Below are 17,768 nucleotides of genomic sequence, written 5' to 3'. Positions count from 1 at the left end.
CCACAACACCCAGGCCGCGCAGTATCATGAGGCCGGGCTGGATGCGCCTGCCATTGTCGCCACCGCGCTGTCCGCCCTGGGCGTGCCGCAGTCACGCCAGATGGCCTGACCTCGCCGGAAAGCAGGCACCACGCATGGCAAAACGTCGCGTTGACCAGATGCTGGTGGACCGGGGGCTGGTGGAAACCCGCACCCGGGCGCAGGCACTGATCATGGCCGGTCTGGTCCACACGCCCGACCGGCGCATTGCCAAGGCCGGAGAGCAGATCCCCGAGGATACGCCCCTGACGCTGAAGGGGCAGGACCATCCATGGGTCTCGCGCGGCGGGATAAAGCTGGCGCACGGGCTGGAACATTTCGGCCTGTCGCCTGCGGGCCTGACCTGTCTTGATGTCGGCGCGTCAACCGGCGGCTTTACCGATGTGCTGCTGCATGAAGGGGCGGCGAAGGTCTATGCCGTCGATGTCGGCCATGGGCAACTGGCATGGAAACTGCGCAGCAACACCGAACAGGTTGTTGTGCTGGAAAAATGCAATGCCCGTTCGCTGGACACCACCATCATTCCCGACCCGATACAGGCGCTGGTCTGTGACGCCAGCTTCATTGGCCTGCGCACCGTCCTGCCCGCGGGGCTGGAACTGTGCGTACCGGGTGCGTGGGCCATTGCGCTGATCAAGCCGCAGTTCGAAGCAGGACGGGATGCGGTCGGCGCAAAGGGCGTCGTGCGCGACCCGGCGGTGCATGACGCCGTATGCGCCATGATCCATGAATGGTGGTCGGGCCTGCCTGGCTGGACCGTACTGGGCATTGACCCCAGTCCCATCACCGGGCCGGAAGGCAACCGGGAATTTCTGATCGCGGCGCGTAAGGACGGCTGATCGAAAGTCGCGCATCCACCCCCTGCTGTGATAGACAGGGGATGGCAAATGGGGATATTCCTCCCCTCCCCCATAAATGACACGACGAACATAGGCAGCACCGGTATGTCCGCAGCCCCTGCAACTTCACCTTCCCGGTCACGCGACGGGACGGCGGCCTCGCTTCTGAATGATGAGGAACGCGCGCGCATCCGTGCGAAATCCGCCCAGTTCGCCCCGCCGCCTGCCGCCCTACCCGATGGCAGGCGCGACCTTGTTGGCCTGTCGCGTGAGGAACTGACGGACATCATGGTCGAGATTGGCGAAAAGCCATTCCGCACCAAGCAGCTGTGGCACTGGATCTACCATCAGGGCGCGACCGATTTCTCACGCATGAGTTCCATTGCCCGTCCGTTGCAGGAAAAGTTGGCCGAACGCTTCGTCATTGGCCGCCCCGGCGTGGTGACCGAACAGACATCGCAGGACTCCACGCGCAAATTCCTGTTCCGTTTCCGCGACGGGCAGGAAGCCGAAACCGTGTACATTCCCGACCGGCAGGAAGACCGTGGGGCGGTGTGCATTTCGTCGCAGGTGGGCTGCACGCTGTCATGTACTTTCTGCCATACCGGCACGCAGGCGCTGGTGCGCAACCTGGGGGCTGCCGAGATCGTGGGCCAGTTCATGGCCGCGCGCGACAGTTATGGCGAATGGCCCAGCCCGAAGGGCGAGACGCCGCGCCTGCTGTCCACCATCGTGCTGATGGGCATGGGCGAACCGCTGTACAATTACGACAACGTGGCCAAGGCCATGCGCATCATCATGGATGGCGAGGGCATCGGGCTGTCACGACGGCGTATCACGCTGTCCACATCCGGCGTGGTGCCGATGATGGACCAGTGCGGAGCAGAACTGGGCATCAACCTGGCCGTGTCACTGCATGCCGTGCGCGATGACCTGCGTGACGAAATCGTGCCGCTGAACCGCAAATATCCCATCCGGGAAGTCATTGCCGCCTGCCGCCGCTATCCCGCCGCCAGCAATGCCCGGCGCATCACGTTCGAATACATCATGCTGCGCGGCATCAATGACAGCGAGGCCGATGCGCGTGAACTCGTGCGCCTGATTTCGGGCATACCGGCCAAGGTGAACCTGATCCCGTTCAACCCATGGCCGGGCAGCAGCTACCGCCCGTCCACGCGCGAACAGCTGGACCGGTTCGCGAAGATCGTGATGGATGCGGGCTTTGCCTCCCCCATCCGCATGCCGCGCGGGCGTGACATCCTGGCCGCGTGTGGCCAGCTGCGCACCGAAAGCCAGCGTTTGCGCCGCGCCGCAGGCCAGCCGGACGCCGCACCGGAAGCAGAGGACGCGGGGGCATAAAAATCCGGCCTTAACTTCTGGTCGGCCACGCCGTGGGATGCTAGGAGGACAGGCCGCCGGTTCACCCGGCAAAGTATTGTCCAGAGTTTTTCGACAGGAGCGTTCTCCCATGGCCGCCAGGGATGTCAAAAAGGTCGTTCTCGCATATTCGGGCGGTCTTGATACTTCCGTGATTCTGCGCTGGTTGCAGACCACCTACAATTGTGAAGTCGTGACGTTCACGGCCGACCTTGGTCAGGGCGAGGAACTTGAACCCGCCCGCCGCAAGGCCGAAATGTTTGGCGTGAAGGAAATCTTCGTCGAAGACCTGCGCGAGACCTTCGTCAAGGACTTCGTCTTCCCCATGTTCCGCGCCAACGCGCTGTACGAAGGGCAGTACCTGCTGGGCACGTCCATCGCCCGCCCCCTGATCGCCCAGCGCCAGATCGAGATTGCCGAGCAGGTCGGGGCTGACGCCGTGGCCCATGGCGCCACCGGCAAGGGCAATGACCAGGTCCGTTTCGAACTGGCCTATTACGCGCTCAAGCCCGACATCACCGTGATCGCGCCGTGGCGTGAATGGGACCTGACATCGCGCACCCGCCTGCTGGCCTTTGCCGAGGAACACCAGATCCCCATCGCAAAGGACAAGCGCGGGGAAGCCCCGTTCTCGGTCGATGCGAACCTGCTGCACTCCTCCTCTGAAGGGAAGCTGCTGGAAGACCCGGCGGTCGGCCCCGAGGAAATCGTGTTCCAGCGCACCATTTCCCCCGAAGCGGCCCCCGACAAGGCCACCGAAATCACCATCGATTTCGTATCGGGCGATCCGGTCGCGATCAATGGCGTGGCCATGTCCCCCGCCACCCTGCTGACGCGCCTGAACGAACTGGGCCGTGACAACGGCATCGGCCGACTTGACCTGGTGGAAAACCGCTTTGTCGGCATGAAGTCGCGCGGCATTTACGAAACGCCGGGCGGCACGATCCTGCTGACCGCGCACCGCAGCATCGAAAGCATCACGCTCGACCGCGAGGCCATGCACCTCAAGGACAGCCTGATGCCGCGTTATGCCGAAATCATCTATAACGGGCTGTGGTTCTCCCCCGAACGGCACATGCTGCAGGCGCTGATCGATCGCAGCCAGCATTCCGTGAGTGGTCGCGTGCGGCTGAAGCTGTACAAGGGCAACGTGATCTGCGTCGGCCGCGAAAGCCCCAACAGCCTGTACGACACCCGTGTCGTGACGTTCGAGGATGATGAGGGCGCCTACAACCAGGCCGACGCGCAGGGCTTCATCAACCTGAACGCGCTGCGCCTGCGGCTGGGGGCCAAGATTGGCCGACGTGGCGGCGCGCTGTAATCTTTCACCCGATCCTTCGTGTTCATTCCAACGACCTGCCGAGGTGTCATGAAACGATTTTCCCGTGTCATTCCCCTTCTTCTTGCGACTGCCGTGGCGTTGCCGCTGGCAGCATGCGGGGGCAGCAAGAAGGATGACCAGCCGGAACTGACCCCGGCAGAGTTCATGGACAACGTGCGCAAGCAGCCCGGGGTCAAGACCCTGCCGGACGGACTGGCCTACAAGGTTCTGAAATCCGGGCCGAAGGATGGCGCGCAGCCCACCATCAATGACAGCGTGATGGTCATATACGAAGGCCGCCTGCCTGATGGCGGCATTTTCGACAGTTCCGAGCAGCACGGGCATGGCGCGTATATGCAGATGCCGCTGGAGATGGTGATCAAGGGCTGGCAGGAAGCCGTGCCGCTCATGCATGTGGGCGATACATGGATGCTGTATGTGCCACCCGAACTGGGTTACGGGCATAAATCCATGGGCATCATCCAGCCCGACAGCCCGCTGATCTTCAAGATACAGCTTCTGGGCGTCGCACCCGGCGGCCATTAAGGGATGCACAGGGCCATTCATCCACCGGGTGAATGGCCTTTTTCATGACATAACGGGACAGGAAACCGGATAACCGACATGGGTACTGGGACCGGGCGCATGGCGTCCGTACTGCGCGGGGCCTGCATGGTGGGCACGATGGTGCTGCTGGCGGCCTGCACGCGCCACGGCCACGAAGGCTATGCACGTTACCGCACCAACTGCGGCATATGCCACCATGGCGGGGAAGGCATGAAGGGAGAAATCCCGCCCGTATCCGGACGGGTGGACAAGATCGCCTCCACCCCCGAGGGCAAGCAGTACCTGATGCATGTGCTTCTGAACGGACTGAATGGCCCGCTGCAGATTGACGGCGTGCGGTACAATTTTTCCATGCCGCCATTCCGCGCCCATCTGTCGGATGAGGAAATTGCCTCCATCCTGACCTATCTGGCCACGCGTGGCGATACCCGCCCCGCCCCGGTGTTCAGGGCCGCGGATGTCGCCGCGGAACGCGCCCACCCGATGACCACCACCATGGTAGCCGAAGAACGTCGCCGCCTTGACGCCATCCATCCCCTGCCCTGACAACCTGGCATCTTGACCACCACGGGCAAAAAAACGGAAAACGCTTTCATGCAACGCCTATTTTCCGGCATTCAGCCGACCGGTATCCCGCAGCTTGGCAATTACCTTGGTGCAATACGCAACTGGGTTGCGCTGCAGCGTGATCATGAATGTATCTTCTGCCTGGTGGACATGCACGCCATCACCACATGGCAGGACCCTGCGGTGCTGCGCCAGCAGACACTGGCGCAGACGGCGGTCCTGCTGGCATCGGGCATAGATGTGCAGCGGCATATCCTGTTCAACCAGTCCGCCGTCAGCGCGCATGCGCGGCTGGGGTGGATTTTCAACTGTGTCGCCCGCATCGGCTGGCTCAACCGCATGACGCAGTTCAAGGACAAGGCCGGCAAGGACCGCGAGAAACATTCCGCGGGCCTGTATGTCTATCCCGACCTCATGGCCGCCGACATCATGGCGTACAAGGCCACGGTCGTGCCGGTGGGCGATGACCAGAAGCAGCACCTTGAACTGACCAACGACATTGCCCAGAAATTCAACCATGACTACGGAACGGAATTCTTCCCGCAGGTCGAAGCCCTGATCCCGCCGCAGGGTGCGCGCGTCATGAGCCTGCGTGACGGCACCAAGAAAATGTCCAAGTCCGATCCCTCCGCCCAGAGCCGGATCGAGATGACGGACGATGCCGACGCCATCGCCAACAAGATCAAACGCGCCAAGACCGATTCCGAACCGCTGCCGTCTGAGGAATCAGGCCTTGAAAACCGGCCCGAGGCCCGCAATCTGGTAACCATCTACGCCACGCTGTCCGGCACGACTGTCGCCGGGGTGCTGGCGCAGTTTGGTGGTCAGGGCTTCGGGCCGTTCAAGGCGGCGCTGACCGACGTGGTGGTGGGGGCAATCGCCCCGATTGCCGAAGAAACCGGACGCCTGCTGAAGGAACCTGGTTTCCTGTGCGACACGCTGCGCGATGGCGCGAACCGGGCCCGCGCCATTGCCGAACCAATTGTATCGGAAGCTGAATCCCTGATCGGCTTCCTGAAATAAACACGAAAGGCGGCACCATGCGCCAGGATCTGCACAGCCTTGTGGTCACGACCCGCGGCAAGGGACTGGTCCCGATCGACCGGCCGGTTCTGGACTGGGTAAGGCAGAGCGGGATCGGGACCGGTCTGCTGACGCTATGGTGCCGCCATACCTCCGCATCGCTGACGGTGCAGGAAAACGCCGACCCGACGGTGCGCGAGGATATCGAACGGTATTTCGAAACCCTCGTGCCTGAACAGCCGGGGCGTTACATCCATGAAGATGAAGGGCCGGACGACATGCCCGCCCATCTGCGCGCCATGCTGACCAATACCCAGCTTTCCATTCCGGTGGCGGATGGGCGGCCGGTGATGGGCACATGGCAGGGCCTGTACCTGTTCGAACACCGTGCGCGCGCCCACAGGCGGGAAATCGTCCTGCACCTGATCGGTGAGTGATCCCCGCCCGCCCGGCGTGCTCAGAGCGCGTTCAGGATGGTGGCATGGTGGTCAAGATGATCGGCGATGAATGACTGGATGAACCAGTAGGAATGATCATAGCGCTGATGCACGCGCAGGCGCAGGTCCTGCCCTGCCGCGCCAGCCGCAGCCGCCAGCAGTTCCGGCCTGAGCTGGTCATGCAGGAATTTGTCGCTTCCCCCCTGATCCACCAGAATTTCGGTGGGATGGGTATGCCCTGCTTCCAGCAGCAGGGTCGCGTCATGCCGCGCCCATGTGGCGCGGTCAGGCTCCAGATAGGCGGTAAAGGCCTTCTTTCCCCAAGGCGCGACGGCAGGATGGCAGATCGGGGCAAAGGCCGAAACCGATTTCCATGCCTGTGGCGCACGCAGGGCATGGACCAGCGCGCCATGGCCGCCCATGGAATGGCCCATGATGCCACGCCGTGCGCCATCAATGGCGAACTCGGCCTGCGTCAGTTCGGGCAGTTCGTGGCTGACATAGGTGCCCATGCGGTAATGCCTGCGCCACGCGGGCGTCGTGGCGTCAAGGTAGAAGCCTGCCCCCGTGCCAAGGTCATAGGCATCGTCTTCCCCCGCAACGCCCGCGCCACGTGGCGAGGTATCGGGGGCGACCAGCGCGATGCCATGATGGGCCGCGAACCGCACGGCATTGGACTTGACCAGAAATGTCTCCTGCGTGCAGGTCAGCCCTGCAAGCAGGTGGATGACGGGCACGCGTTCCCCCGCCAGCGCGCGTTCGGGCAGGAACACGCCAAAACGCGCCTCCAGCCCGAGGCTTTCGGAGGGGTGGCTGTAAAAGCCCACCCGTCCGCCACAGCTTGCATGTTCTTCAAGCGTCGTGATCCGGCTCATGGATCAGAACTCGACAACCGTGCGGATGCTCTCACCCTTCGCCATCATGTCGAAGCCTTCATTGATGCGCTCCAGCGGCAGCCTGTGGGTAATCAGGCTGTCGATATCAATGCGGTTTTCCATGAACCAATCCACGATGCGCGGCACGTCCGTACGGCCACGCGCGCCGCCGAAGGCCGAACCGATCCACCGCCGCCCGGTCACAAGCTGGAACGGCCGCGTGCTGATTTCCTGCCCCGCGCCCGCAACCCCGATGATGGTGGACACCCCCCATCCGCGATGCGCGCATTCCAACGCCTGCCGCATGAGCGTCGGGTTGCCTACACATTCAAATGAATAGTCCACGCCGCCACCGGTCAGTTCAACGATATGACCAACCAGGTCGCCATTGGGGCCGAGATCCTTCGGGTTGATGAAGTCGGTCATGCCGAATTTACGGCCAATGGCTTCACGCTCGGGGTTGATGTCGATGCCGATAATCCGTTCGGCCCCGACCATTTTCGCGCCCTGAATGACGTTCAGCCCGATCCCGCCCAGACCGAATACGGCAACCGTGCTGCCGGTCTCGACCTTGGCGGTGAACAGCACGGCCCCGATGCCGGTGGTGACCCCGCAGCCGATATAGAACACCTTGTCAAACGGGGCATCGGGCCGGATCTTGGCCAGTGCGATTTCCGGCAGCACCGTATAGTTGGCGAAGGTGGAACAGCCCATGTAGTGATGGATCGGCTGCCCCCTGAACGAAAAACGCGACGTGCCATCGGGCATCAGCCCCTTGCCCTGCGTCGTCCGGATGGCCGTGCACAGGTTGGTCTTGCGTGACAGGCAGGACTTACATTCCCGGCATTCGGGAGTATAGAGCGGGATGACATGATCGCCGGGCTTCAGGTGCCTGACACCTGCGCCGACTTCCACCACCACACCAGCCCCTTCATGGCCAAGAATGGCGGGAAACAGCCCCTCAGGATCAGCGCCGGACAGGGTGAACTTGTCCGTATGGCACAGGCCGGTGGCCTTGATCTCGACCAGCACCTCACCCGCGCGCGGGCCTTCAAGCTGCACGGTCTCGATTTCAAGTGGTTTGCCTGCCTCGAAGGCAACAGCTGCCCTTACGTCCATGAACCCGGTCTTCCCTTCAATACGTGGGCCCCGCGCGGGGGCTTTTGTCCGTAATGATTAAGGGCATCATCGCCACCTGCGTCAATGTCATGTGGCCATGCAGGCGCTGACGATATTTTCAGTGACAAAACATGCCACCCGCCCACTCCCGGTGCCGCAACGCCGGCATGATGTGATAAGCGGCACAAAGGGGACCGATGCACGGCCCCGTATCGCACCCTTAGATAAACCGGGAATCTTGCATGGTCATTGATCGCAGAATTGGTTTGTGGATCCTGCTGCGCGAAAGCGTGCTGTCACTGGTTTTCCTGTGCGCGTGGGACATCGTCGTCGTGGTGATGTTCCAGATCTTCCATCAGGAATGGATGGAACAGCCCACCCTGCCCATATCGCTGATCGGCTCGGCGCTGGTGCTGTTCATGAGCTTTCGCAACAACACCGCCTATAACCGCTGGTGGGAAGGACGGACGCTGTGGGGGGCGGTCACCAACAACAGCCGGTCCTTCGCACGTCAGGCGGGCACGATCCTGCGCGGGTGTCCCGACCTTGCCCGCGCCATGGCGGCCTATCCCTATGCCCTGCGGGGCGCGCTGGGGCGGCTGGATGCAAGCGACGACATCATGCGCCTGCTGCCCGATTCCATGAAGGCGGGCATTGCAGGCAAGGTCAACGTCCCCGCCGCCATCCTGTTTGAAATCGGGCTGCGGGTGGATGCGGAATCACGCAGGCTGGGCATTGACGGCGCGCTGCAGGGACAGATCGACCGCATCCTGTCTGACATGTGCAACGCCCAGGGCGGGCTGGAACGCATTCGCAACACGCCGCTGGCCATACAGTTTTCCGTCCTGCCGAAGGTGGTGGCGGTGGTCTTCTGCATCATCCTGCCCCTGTCCATGGTCCAGACGCTGGGGTGGATCACGCCACTGGGGTCATCACTGGTGGGGCTATTGTTCGTGGCACTGGACAAGATCGGCAACGACCTGCAGGACCCCTTCAGCGCAACGCCGCACGGCATGCCGATGCTGGCCATTTCCCGCACGATCGAAATCGACCTGCTGCAGTCCTGCGGCCTGCCCGCGCCGCCACCGCTGACACCCGTGGGCGGCATACAGGCATGACGCAGCCCGCCTGATAGGCCGGCCTGCCCGGTACCTCCCCGGGCATACCGGGTACCGCGCCGTAATCGGGGTGCCATATTTCCCAGACCGGAAGCGTTATGAAGGAAGCAAGACAGAAGGGCGGATTTATGCTATATGGGCGGTATGAGCATGTTCAGAACCACCCAGAAGGGCACTGTGACCGATGCAATGGCACGGACGGCCGCAGCTGCCACGGCAGCCGAGGCAAAGTCCAGCAAGGCCGTAAAAGACGAGGATCCATTCCGCGAGGGCGACGCCATTGTATATGCGGCACATGGCGTTGGCCGTGTTGACCGGATTGGCGTTGACGAAATCGCGGGCACCAAGCTGGAAATGATCCAGATCTCCTTCCCCGGCAACCAGATGACGCTGCGCATCCCGCTGTCCAAGGCGCGCAAGTCGGGCCTGCGCAAGATCGTATCAAGGGAAATCGTGGACAAGGCGATGGCCATCATCAAGGGCAAGCCGCATGTCAGCCGTGGCATGTGGGCGCGCCGCGCGGTCGCCTATCAGGAAAAGATCAATTCCGGCGACCTGGTGCAGATCGCCGAAGTGCTGCGTGACCTCCGCCGCAATGTGGACAGCCTTGACGGCAGCTTCAGCGAACGCAAGCTGTTCGAGGCGGCACAGGAACGCTTCGTGGCCGAGGTCGCCGTGCTGGAAGGCAAGGAGCCGACCGAAGTGCTTGAAAAGCTGACCGAGGTCATGAAGGCGGCCTGACCACCCTACGCCGCCTTTCCCGTCACAACCCCATCCATGCCGCCGGCCCCTGTGCCGGCGGTTTTGCCATGCGCGCCCTACTTCATGGACCGGATGCCACCGGCAGCGGTGGCTATGGTGCCCTGTCCGTATCGGGATTGCGGATCACCAGCATGAGCACGCTGCCCGCGACCGCCGACAGCATGGCCAGCACGAAGGGGCTGCGTGGTCCCGCCACCCCCGCCATAATACCGGACATGACCGCGCCTGAACCCGCGGCAATGTCAAAGAACACATCAAACAGCCCGATTGCCGATCCCGCTGCACCTGGAGGTGCCTGCCGCAGCACCGGCAGCGCCAGCAGCGGGTAGGTCAGCGAAAACCCGAACCCGGTCAGGAAACTGCCTGCCGCCGCCCATGCCGCCCCCGGCGCAAGCCAGATCAGGGTCAGGCCCAGCGCCTCCACCAGCATGATGGCGGCCACCATCGGCCGCACATCGTCACGATCCACATGGGCACTGCCGACCAGTCGGGCAATGACATGCCCCGCGCCGAACAGTCCCAGCGCCCAGCCGCCGCCATGCCAGTCCTTCGCGGCATAAAAGATGACCAGAAACGACGAAATCGCGGCAAACCCCACCGCCGACAGAGCCAGCGTCAGACCCCATGCCCAGGTATGCCCGATCAGGTGCTTCCACCGCATGCCCCCGTCGTGCCCGCCCCCATGCACGCGCGGTGGCGCGGGCATCAACACGGTCAGCCCCATGCCCGCCACCGGCAGGATAATGGCGACAAGGCACAGCCGGGCGAACCCGGCATGGATCTCGATCACGTCACCCAGCGCCGTGCCCATGCCCAGCCCGGCGAAAATGGCCAGCCCGATCCATGACATCGCGGCCCCCGCCTTCTCGCTGCCAGCCAGGCTTACGGCCCATATGCCACCACCCGTCACCATCAGCCCTTCGCCCAGCCCCATGGCCAGACGCCCCGCCACGATCATCGCCTGCTGCATGACGGGCGACAGGACGGGTACCAGCGCAAGGCTGTAGGCCAGACCCGAACACGCCGTGCACAACAGACCGCACAGCAGCGTATCACGCCCGCCGCGCCGGTCGGCCATACGCCCCGCCCATGGGCGCGACAGCAGGGTGGCAGCGGCCTGAATACCCATGACCAGACCGATCACGGTCGTCCCTTGCGCGAAACGGGACTGGAGTTCCAGCGGCAGGGCAGGCAGCGCCACCCCCATCGCCAGCATGCCGCTGGTCATGGCCAGCATGATGGGCAGCAGGCCACCACGGGCCGTAACACGATAAATCATGCCGGGACCGTAATGCATTTACTCCGTGGGGAACAGGTCGGCGCATGCTCAGTATTTGAACTGGTACAACAGGCCCACACTGCTGCCCGGATCGTTTTCCGGCGTGGTGAAGCCGGTCACGTTGCCGCCGGTCCCCACCGTGGTGTTGAGCTTCAGCCGCTTGGTCAGGTCAACCTGCACCTGCGCCTGCGTGCCCGAACCCGACGTCGCCTGCTTGGCGCCCACGTACACGCGGCGCATGACGTATTTGCCCGCCTCGATCGAACCGGTGTCATTGCTGCCCGACCCGTTGGATGAACTGCTCATCTGCAACCGGTCCAGGTGCAGGGTCTTGCGCACCATGCCCAGCGGGTCGAAGGCGGACCCGCCACTCAGCGTCGCGACGGCTGCCGCGATGGACGCCATCTGCGTGGGCGAAAGGGACTGCGTATCCGACCCGAACAGAAGTATGGCCAGTATCTGGTCCTGTGACAGTGGCGGCGTGGAGGAAAACGAGATTTTCGGCGCGCTGGCATACCCGCCCACGTTCAGCCGCGCCGTGCCGTCATTCGTGCTGCGCTCGGCCACGAAATCCAGCGTGGGGTCGATCGCATGGGTCACGCCCATGCCGTTGAAGCCCACCTGCCCCTTACTGAAATCAAGCGAGATCCCGCCCAGCGAAAACCCGCCCTTGACCAGCGAGAACCCACCCGTCACCACCGGCGTCGCACTGGTGCCACCGGCATGGATGCTGCCGTGCATTTCCGTGTTCAGCCCGTGCCCGCGCACATAGAATTGTCCTGGCGAACGTACATCAAGGTTCAGTCCGATCACCAGCGGGGCGGTGTGGACCACCTTTTGCTGCGCCGCCTCATCCTCGGGGCGGATGACATCCAGATGCGCGACCGACGTGGGCAGTGAATCCGGGATGTTGATATCCACGCGCTTGAGCGTGATGGCCCCCGCCGCATCGATCCGGCTGGCAAGCTGGCCCTTTATGCCCATATCCCCGTTTATGGTCGCGGTCACAAGGTCGCTGGCCAGTGGGCGGGCATCATCGGCGTGGATCCGCAGGTCGATCGGCTGCCCGGGTTCCAGCACCCCGTAACTGCCCGTGACGCCAATTGTCCCCTTGCCCGCCTGCGCGTTCAGGTCGGCAATGACCAGCCGGTCCCCCAGCGCATTGACCGTGCCATGCATGTTGGACAGCTGTATCCCCTGCCCGAAATCATGGAATACGCCATTGGTCAGGCCCAGCGTGCCGTTCAGGCGCGGCTGCTGCGGCGTGCCGCGCACGCCAAGCGCGATCTGCAGTGCGCCGCCCGCCTGCATGCCCTGCGCGCCGAGATAGGCATTCGCTACCGCAAGGTCCACGTTCCCGTCCGCCTGCAACGTGATCTGGCCGGCCCTGTACGCCGGGGCCGTGCCATGCAGGCCAAGGTTGACCTGCGTGCCCGCGCGTACCTGCGCATCCACCCGCGCCATGCCTGCTGTCAGGTCGGCCGTTGCCTCCACCGATGCCGGGGCAAGGGACGAGGTGTAGTCGGTCTGGTATTTCAGGTCCGTGCCATGCAGCGTGACCCGGCCGGAAGGACGGTCCGTCGTACCGGTCAGCCGTGCCTCGGCGGCCAGCGTTCCCTGCGCATGCAGCGTGGGCACGAAGGGCACCAGCAGGTCGGGCGAAAGGCGGCTGATCACCGCATGCAGGTCCAGCGCGGGGCTGATCCTGCCGCTGACCTCCAGACTGCCCGGCTGCCCGCGCGGCGGCGTCAGGCTGACGCGCAGATGGTCGATCGCGGTTTCCTTGCCATAGGTCACCGTGGCGGGGGCATCCAGACGGATCACCTCGCGCCGGGCCTGTGCCTCCAGCCTGCGTATGTTTACCGAAGCTGCGGGAATGTTGGACACGACCGCCGCATCAATGGTGGCGGGACCGGTCCATGGCGTATCCAGCCCCGACTGCGCCACAACGTTCAGGGCGGAAAACGGCCCCTTCGCGGTCACATGCGCATGCCCGCCCATATCGCGGAAATGCGCATTATCCACCAGCAGGTCCAGATCGGTGACCGGCGCGTTCCCCGTCGGGTCCTGCACCCTGCCCTTCAGCACCAGCCGGTCCACCCGCGCCATGGCGGCACTCAGCGCGCTATCCACGTTCACGCTCAGGGCAGCGGGGGTATCGGCGGTGGCGCTCGTGCTGTGCAGGGCGGCGGACAGGTGCCCGCTTATGTCCTGTCCCACAAGGTCACGCAGGTCCGCCAGACGCGTCATGCGCAGGTCCAGCGTACCCGACGGCACAACATGTCCGTCGGGCAGCGTCATGTCCGCCTGCCCCGTCAGGCTTTTCCAGTTCAGGTGCGCAAGCTGGAGGTGGCGGCTGTCATCACCGCCATTGCTGTCCAGATGGGCTGTCACCTGAATGGGCGCGCGGTCCACCGTGCCCGATATATCCAGATCCCCTTCCCTGACCTGCGGCAGATGGCGCATGGTCAGGCTGGCCTGCACATTGCCCGCCGCCGTGTTGCTGGCCGCCATGCTGGCCTGTGCCTTCAGGCTGGCTGCAAGGTCCGTAACCGGGCCTGCGGCATGCAGGTCCGCCTGCGCCTGCCCCTTCAGCGTGGGGGCCAGCACATGCAGGTCCGACAGGGCCAGATGGGCCGTGGCATCCACCTGCATCGGGTCGCCCGTCACCAGACGGGTTGGCGTTGCATCAAGATGCAGGGTCCGCCCTTCCGCCAGCAGCGACGTGAACGTGACCGTATTGCCGCCACCCGGCCCGCTGGCGATGGTGCCCGCCACGTTCAGGTGTCCTGTATTCCCGATCAGGCCGACAGCCACCGGCAGGCCGCCATCCAGCACGATATGACTGTCCAGCGCGAACGGCCCGGGCCGCCCGGTTGCAGGAAGCGTCATGCTGCCGTCCAGCCCGGCATGGCCATGCAACTGCGTGCCGCCCGCCGCCGCCAGCGGGGCAAGATCAGGCAGGTCGGCATGGAAGGTCGCCGCCATGGGTCGGGCCGTGGTGACCCGTCCGGTCAGTTGCGCCAGCGGATGCGACAGCGACAGGTCCACCGGCCCGCCCGACGCGTCGGGGTGCCACAGCACGTCCAGCCGCAGCGGATCGGACGCAAACAGCGTGGGCTGGCTGCCCGGAATGCGCAGGCCCGTTACGGTGGCATGCAGGCCGGCATGCTCCGCCTGTCCGTCCGCCTGCCCGCTCAACCCCTCGGCCACCATGTGCAGCGTGGAAAAACCGGCGTCGTCATAGGTCAGGCGATCAATATCCAGCGTGCCATTGCCGGTCGGCCGGTCCACCGTGCCACCCACATGTGCGGCAAGGCTCATGCCCTGCCAGTTCGCGCCGCTGATCGTGACCGGGTCGCTTTTGCCGGACACATCCAGCGCCATGCGGTGCGTGACCAGCCCGACCTGACCCGCCGCCTGAAGGTGGATGGCCCCAACCACTGCCGCAAGGGAAAGTGCCGTTGCGTCACGCGGGCCATGCAGCCCCAGCGACAGGTCCAGCGGCGACAGGGCGGGCAGGCCACTCAATGTCGCGACGAAGCCCTGCGCCTCCTCATGCGCATGCAGGTCCAGCGCGACAGTGCTGCGGTCCAGCCGCGTGGTCAGCGACAGGGCGCCGGGCTGGTCCAGCCGCTTCAGGTCCAGCGCGATACTGGCGGGCGGCAGGGTGGCGATGGAAAAATGATCCAGTACCGGGGCAACATCATCCAGGCTGGCATGGCCGTTCAGGCTGAAGGCCGCAGGTATCCGGGCAATGGCCGCGCCAACGTCAATCCGCGCCACATGCACCGCACGGATGTCGACCCCCATATGGACGCTGCCCGAAGAGTCCTTTTCCGGCTTAGACGGATGGGCGGGATCGTCCTCGCTCAGACGTGGAATGGACAGCCGCGCCATGGACAGGTTGCTGATGACCGCGTGCCGCGTCAGCAGCCGAAGCGGTGACCAGTCCAGTTGCAGGTCATCAATCGACAGCCATGCGCCTTTGTAGTCATCCAGTTCCAGATGCCGGACATGCAGCGCATCGGGAAACCGGCCGCCCAGACCCGACAGGTGGACGCTGCCGCCGGTCAGTCCCGGCAGGCGGCGTTCGATTTCATGCTGGCCCGCGCCCGTATTGGCCGCCACCAGCACCACGCCCAGCGCCACGGCCACCAGCCCCGCCGGAATGCCCAGCGCGAAAGCGCCCGCCCGCAGGATCCGCCGGGCCGTGCCGCGCCCGGTCGGCGGTGCTGGCGACGGTGTCGGGGTGGATGTCGGATCAGGCATCAGAACGTTTCCCCCAGACCCACATACAGTTCCCACTTGTCGCCCCGCGCGGGACGGTTGAGCGGCACGGCCACATCCAGCCGCACCGGCCCGATGGGCGTGTAATAGCGTGCCCCCGCGCCCGCGCCCACGCGCAGCGTGCCCTGGAACGGTGTGCGGTCCGCCGTGACCTGACCTGCGTCGATAAAGCCGACCGCGCCGAATTTCTGCATGATGCGCTGGCGGTATTCAAACGACCCCGCATCCATGGACGTGCCGCCAATGGCGTAGCGCGTGTTGGCGAACTGCGGCCCCACCCCCTGATAGCGGAAGCCGCGCACCGTGGCGGACCCACCGGCATACAGACGCTGGTCGGGCGGAATGTCAAAGGTCGATGCACCTTCCACATTGCCAATGGTGCCACGCCACGCCAGCACGCTGCGGCCGGGACGCGACAGGCCGAAGTTCTTCAGGTCGAAATAGGTCGAGACCGTCGCCTGCATGATCACGAAGAACGACGTGCCGTCCGTCAGCGACGCGGAAGGCGTGATGCTGGTCCCCATCCGCACCCCGTGGGTCGCGGGGGTGATGGGGTTGTCCACCCCCGTCCCATCGTAATTGGCCGTAAGCGGCAGGGCAGCGATGAAATAGCTGTTGGTGGTGCCCATCTGCTGGATCTGTTCCTGCTCGATCTGGCCGCCAAAGGACACGTTCCAGTGGCGGTTGACGCGGCGGACAATACCGATACGCGCCAGCAGCGCGGTCTGGCGGTAGGAATAGAGTTCCTGCTTGATGCCTTCCAGGCGCGCGCTCATGTTCTGGTTGCGTGATCCGAAATCGGGCTTCAGCAGGTCGGCATAGAAATCATAGCCCAGCCCCTGCTCCGCCGAACCGCCAAGCCCGGTAATGAGTGCGGTCAGCCGCAGCCGCTCGGCATTGCCGAACAGGTTATTGTGCGTCCACGTCACGCCCGCGCGACCGCCCAGGTCGGTGGAATAGCCGCCTTCGGCGCCCACGCTGTGGCGCTTGCCCTCCCGGAACGCGAAATCAAGCGGCATGGAACCATCGGATGCCAGCGTGTCGCCATGGTTGACCTGCACATCGGCAAACAGCCCGGTGGATGCAATATCCTGCCGGGCGCGTTCAATACGCGAAGGCTGGTACAGTTCCCCCGGTGCAATGGTCAGCCTGCGTGCGATATAGGCCGGATGCGTGCGCTGCAGCCCCGCGAAATCGAACGCTCCCAGATTGACCACCGGCCCGCGGTGGACGGTATAGGCGATATCGAGCGTATGCGTCGCGGGCCGCAGCCATGCCTGTGGCTTGCTGACATGGGCCAGCGCGTAGCCTTCTTCCGTCAGCGCGGTCTGCAGGGTCACGCCTGCGGACAGGACGTTTTCGGCCTGCGCAGGCATGCCGGACTTCATGGCGAAGGCCTTGACCTCATCCGCATTCAGGTTGACGGGCGGATCACCTTTATCGGGGTTCAGCGTCACGACGCCGATGCGGAACTGCACGCCGGGCTGCGCGCTGATGGTGATCTGTGCCCTGTGCCCCGCCGGGATGGACTGCATCCATTCGGGCAGGTCGGGATCGCGCCCGTCATGGCTACCTGCGGCGGAGGCACCGGACTTCCCGCCGCCATCGGTCACGGTGATGGTGATGGCGCCCGCGTAATAGCCATAGCTTTCCAGCGCACTGATCAGGCGGGAATAGTCGTTATGGATGCGCCCGGTCAGCGCAAAGGGGCTGACGGCCTGTGTCTTCTGCAGCGACAGCAGGTCGGACGACGCCCGCAGCGCATCATCCAGGTCGGCGTTGCCGGTCGGGCGCAGGGTGGTGGTGTAGTCCTGCGGGTCGGCCGCGCGCGCCGCAGGCCCCCATGATACGAGGACCGTCACGACGGCACACAGACTTGCATAACCGGCACTGCGCCTGGCACGGGCATGATGGCTGCGTGCCTGGCGGGAATGACGCAATCCTGTCAAACGGTGCCGCCCCTGTTCCTGTCTTCCGTGCGGTTAGCTTCCCACTGTGTGATAACTGCCATTCCCGGCATGCATGATCAAACCGATATTAACGTCGCTGCCTTAATAAGTTCCGAATATGTCATATCGGTGCCCAAAACGGTCGGATCGTGTTGCAAACTGTCTCCATCACACGGTTCTTGTCTTGACATACCCCCGATTCCGCC

Annotated in this window: 14 protein-coding genes; 9 read left to right on the top strand and 5 right to left on the bottom strand. The window is 64.2% G+C overall.

The window, feature by feature from the left end; translation table 11 throughout:
• Positions 1-134 precede the first annotated feature (134 nt).
• From HNO79_RS14115 to HNO79_RS14085, 7 genes are all read left to right on the top strand, one after another.
• A complete protein-coding gene (locus tag HNO79_RS14115; protein WP_214164723.1) occupies positions 135-878 on the top strand; it encodes a TlyA family RNA methyltransferase in 744 nt (247 codons plus the stop codon).
• 105 nt (positions 879-983) lie between these two features.
• On the top strand, positions 984-2,237 hold the full coding sequence (gene rlmN / locus HNO79_RS14110; protein WP_010513993.1) for a 23S rRNA (adenine(2503)-C(2))-methyltransferase RlmN: 1,254 nt from the start codon (positions 984-986) through the stop codon (positions 2,235-2,237).
• Between the two features lie 109 nt (positions 2,238-2,346).
• Positions 2,347-3,576, top strand: coding sequence for an argininosuccinate synthase (locus HNO79_RS14105; RefSeq protein ID WP_010513994.1), 1,230 nt, complete (start codon positions 2,347-2,349; stop codon positions 3,574-3,576).
• Positions 3,577-3,624: 48 nt separating this feature from the next.
• Positions 3,625-4,122 carry an FKBP-type peptidyl-prolyl cis-trans isomerase gene (locus HNO79_RS14100; RefSeq protein WP_010513995.1) on the top strand — a complete coding sequence of 166 codons (498 nt, stop codon included), beginning with the start codon at positions 3,625-3,627 and terminating at the stop codon, positions 4,120-4,122.
• A gap of 78 nt (positions 4,123-4,200) precedes the next feature.
• Complete coding sequence (locus HNO79_RS14095; protein ID WP_200409436.1) at positions 4,201-4,689, top strand: c-type cytochrome; 489 nt, start codon at positions 4,201-4,203, stop codon at positions 4,687-4,689.
• A gap of 48 nt (positions 4,690-4,737) precedes the next feature.
• On the top strand, positions 4,738-5,733 hold the full coding sequence (gene trpS, locus HNO79_RS14090) for a tryptophan--tRNA ligase (protein ID WP_200409437.1): 996 nt from the start codon (positions 4,738-4,740) through the stop codon (positions 5,731-5,733).
• A gap of 17 nt (positions 5,734-5,750) precedes the next feature.
• Positions 5,751-6,170, top strand: coding sequence for a secondary thiamine-phosphate synthase enzyme YjbQ (locus tag HNO79_RS14085; protein WP_010513998.1), 420 nt, complete (start codon positions 5,751-5,753; stop codon positions 6,168-6,170).
• 20 nt (positions 6,171-6,190) lie between these two features.
• On the opposite strand, the gene fghA is transcribed toward HNO79_RS14085, so the two are convergent.
• Both fghA and HNO79_RS14075 read right to left on the bottom strand, forming a co-directional pair.
• Positions 6,191-7,045 (bottom strand): S-formylglutathione hydrolase, encoded by an 855-nt coding sequence (fghA, locus tag HNO79_RS14080; protein WP_214164724.1) that lies wholly within the window; start codon positions 7,043-7,045, stop codon positions 6,191-6,193.
• Between the two features lie 3 nt (positions 7,046-7,048).
• The gene (locus HNO79_RS14075) at positions 7,049-8,164 is read right to left on the bottom strand and encodes an S-(hydroxymethyl)glutathione dehydrogenase/class III alcohol dehydrogenase (protein ID WP_010514001.1); all 1,116 of its coding nucleotides are present in this window, start codon (positions 8,162-8,164) and stop codon (positions 7,049-7,051) included.
• Between the two features lie 242 nt (positions 8,165-8,406).
• Between HNO79_RS14075 and HNO79_RS14070 the strand changes: the two genes are divergently transcribed.
• Together HNO79_RS14070 and HNO79_RS14065 are read left to right on the top strand one after the other, a co-directional pair.
• Positions 8,407-9,282 carry a bestrophin family protein gene (locus HNO79_RS14070; RefSeq protein WP_029329397.1) on the top strand — a complete coding sequence of 292 codons (876 nt, stop codon included), beginning with the start codon at positions 8,407-8,409 and terminating at the stop codon, positions 9,280-9,282.
• Positions 9,283-9,426: 144 nt separating this feature from the next.
• Positions 9,427-10,023 (top strand): CarD family transcriptional regulator, encoded by a 597-nt coding sequence (locus HNO79_RS14065; RefSeq protein ID WP_026018640.1) that lies wholly within the window; start codon positions 9,427-9,429, stop codon positions 10,021-10,023.
• A gap of 112 nt (positions 10,024-10,135) precedes the next feature.
• Here the strand turns inward: HNO79_RS14065 and HNO79_RS14060 are convergent, their stop codons facing one another.
• From HNO79_RS14060 to HNO79_RS14050, 3 genes are read right to left on the bottom strand one after another with little or no spacing between them, the layout of a single operon-like run.
• Positions 10,136-11,323 carry an MFS transporter gene (locus HNO79_RS14060; protein WP_408885686.1) on the bottom strand — a complete coding sequence of 396 codons (1,188 nt, stop codon included), beginning with the start codon at positions 11,321-11,323 and terminating at the stop codon, positions 10,136-10,138.
• A 48-nt stretch (positions 11,324-11,371) separates the two neighbouring features.
• A complete protein-coding gene (locus tag HNO79_RS14055) occupies positions 11,372-15,595 on the bottom strand; it encodes a translocation/assembly module TamB domain-containing protein (protein ID WP_214164726.1) in 4,224 nt (1,407 codons plus the stop codon).
• Positions 15,595-17,553, bottom strand: coding sequence for an autotransporter assembly complex protein TamA (locus tag HNO79_RS14050; protein ID WP_214164844.1), 1,959 nt, complete (start codon positions 17,551-17,553; stop codon positions 15,595-15,597). The genes HNO79_RS14055 and HNO79_RS14050 overlap by 1 nt, the downstream gene beginning before the upstream one ends.
• Positions 17,554-17,768 lie beyond the last annotated feature (215 nt).

This window comes from Komagataeibacter oboediens, from assembly GCF_018491655.1.
In the GTDB taxonomy this organism is placed as follows: Bacteria; Pseudomonadota; Alphaproteobacteria; order Acetobacterales; family Acetobacteraceae; genus Komagataeibacter; species Komagataeibacter oboediens.
Note: the sequence above shows the minus strand (reverse complement) of the source record. Positions and strands in the feature narration are given on the sequence as shown.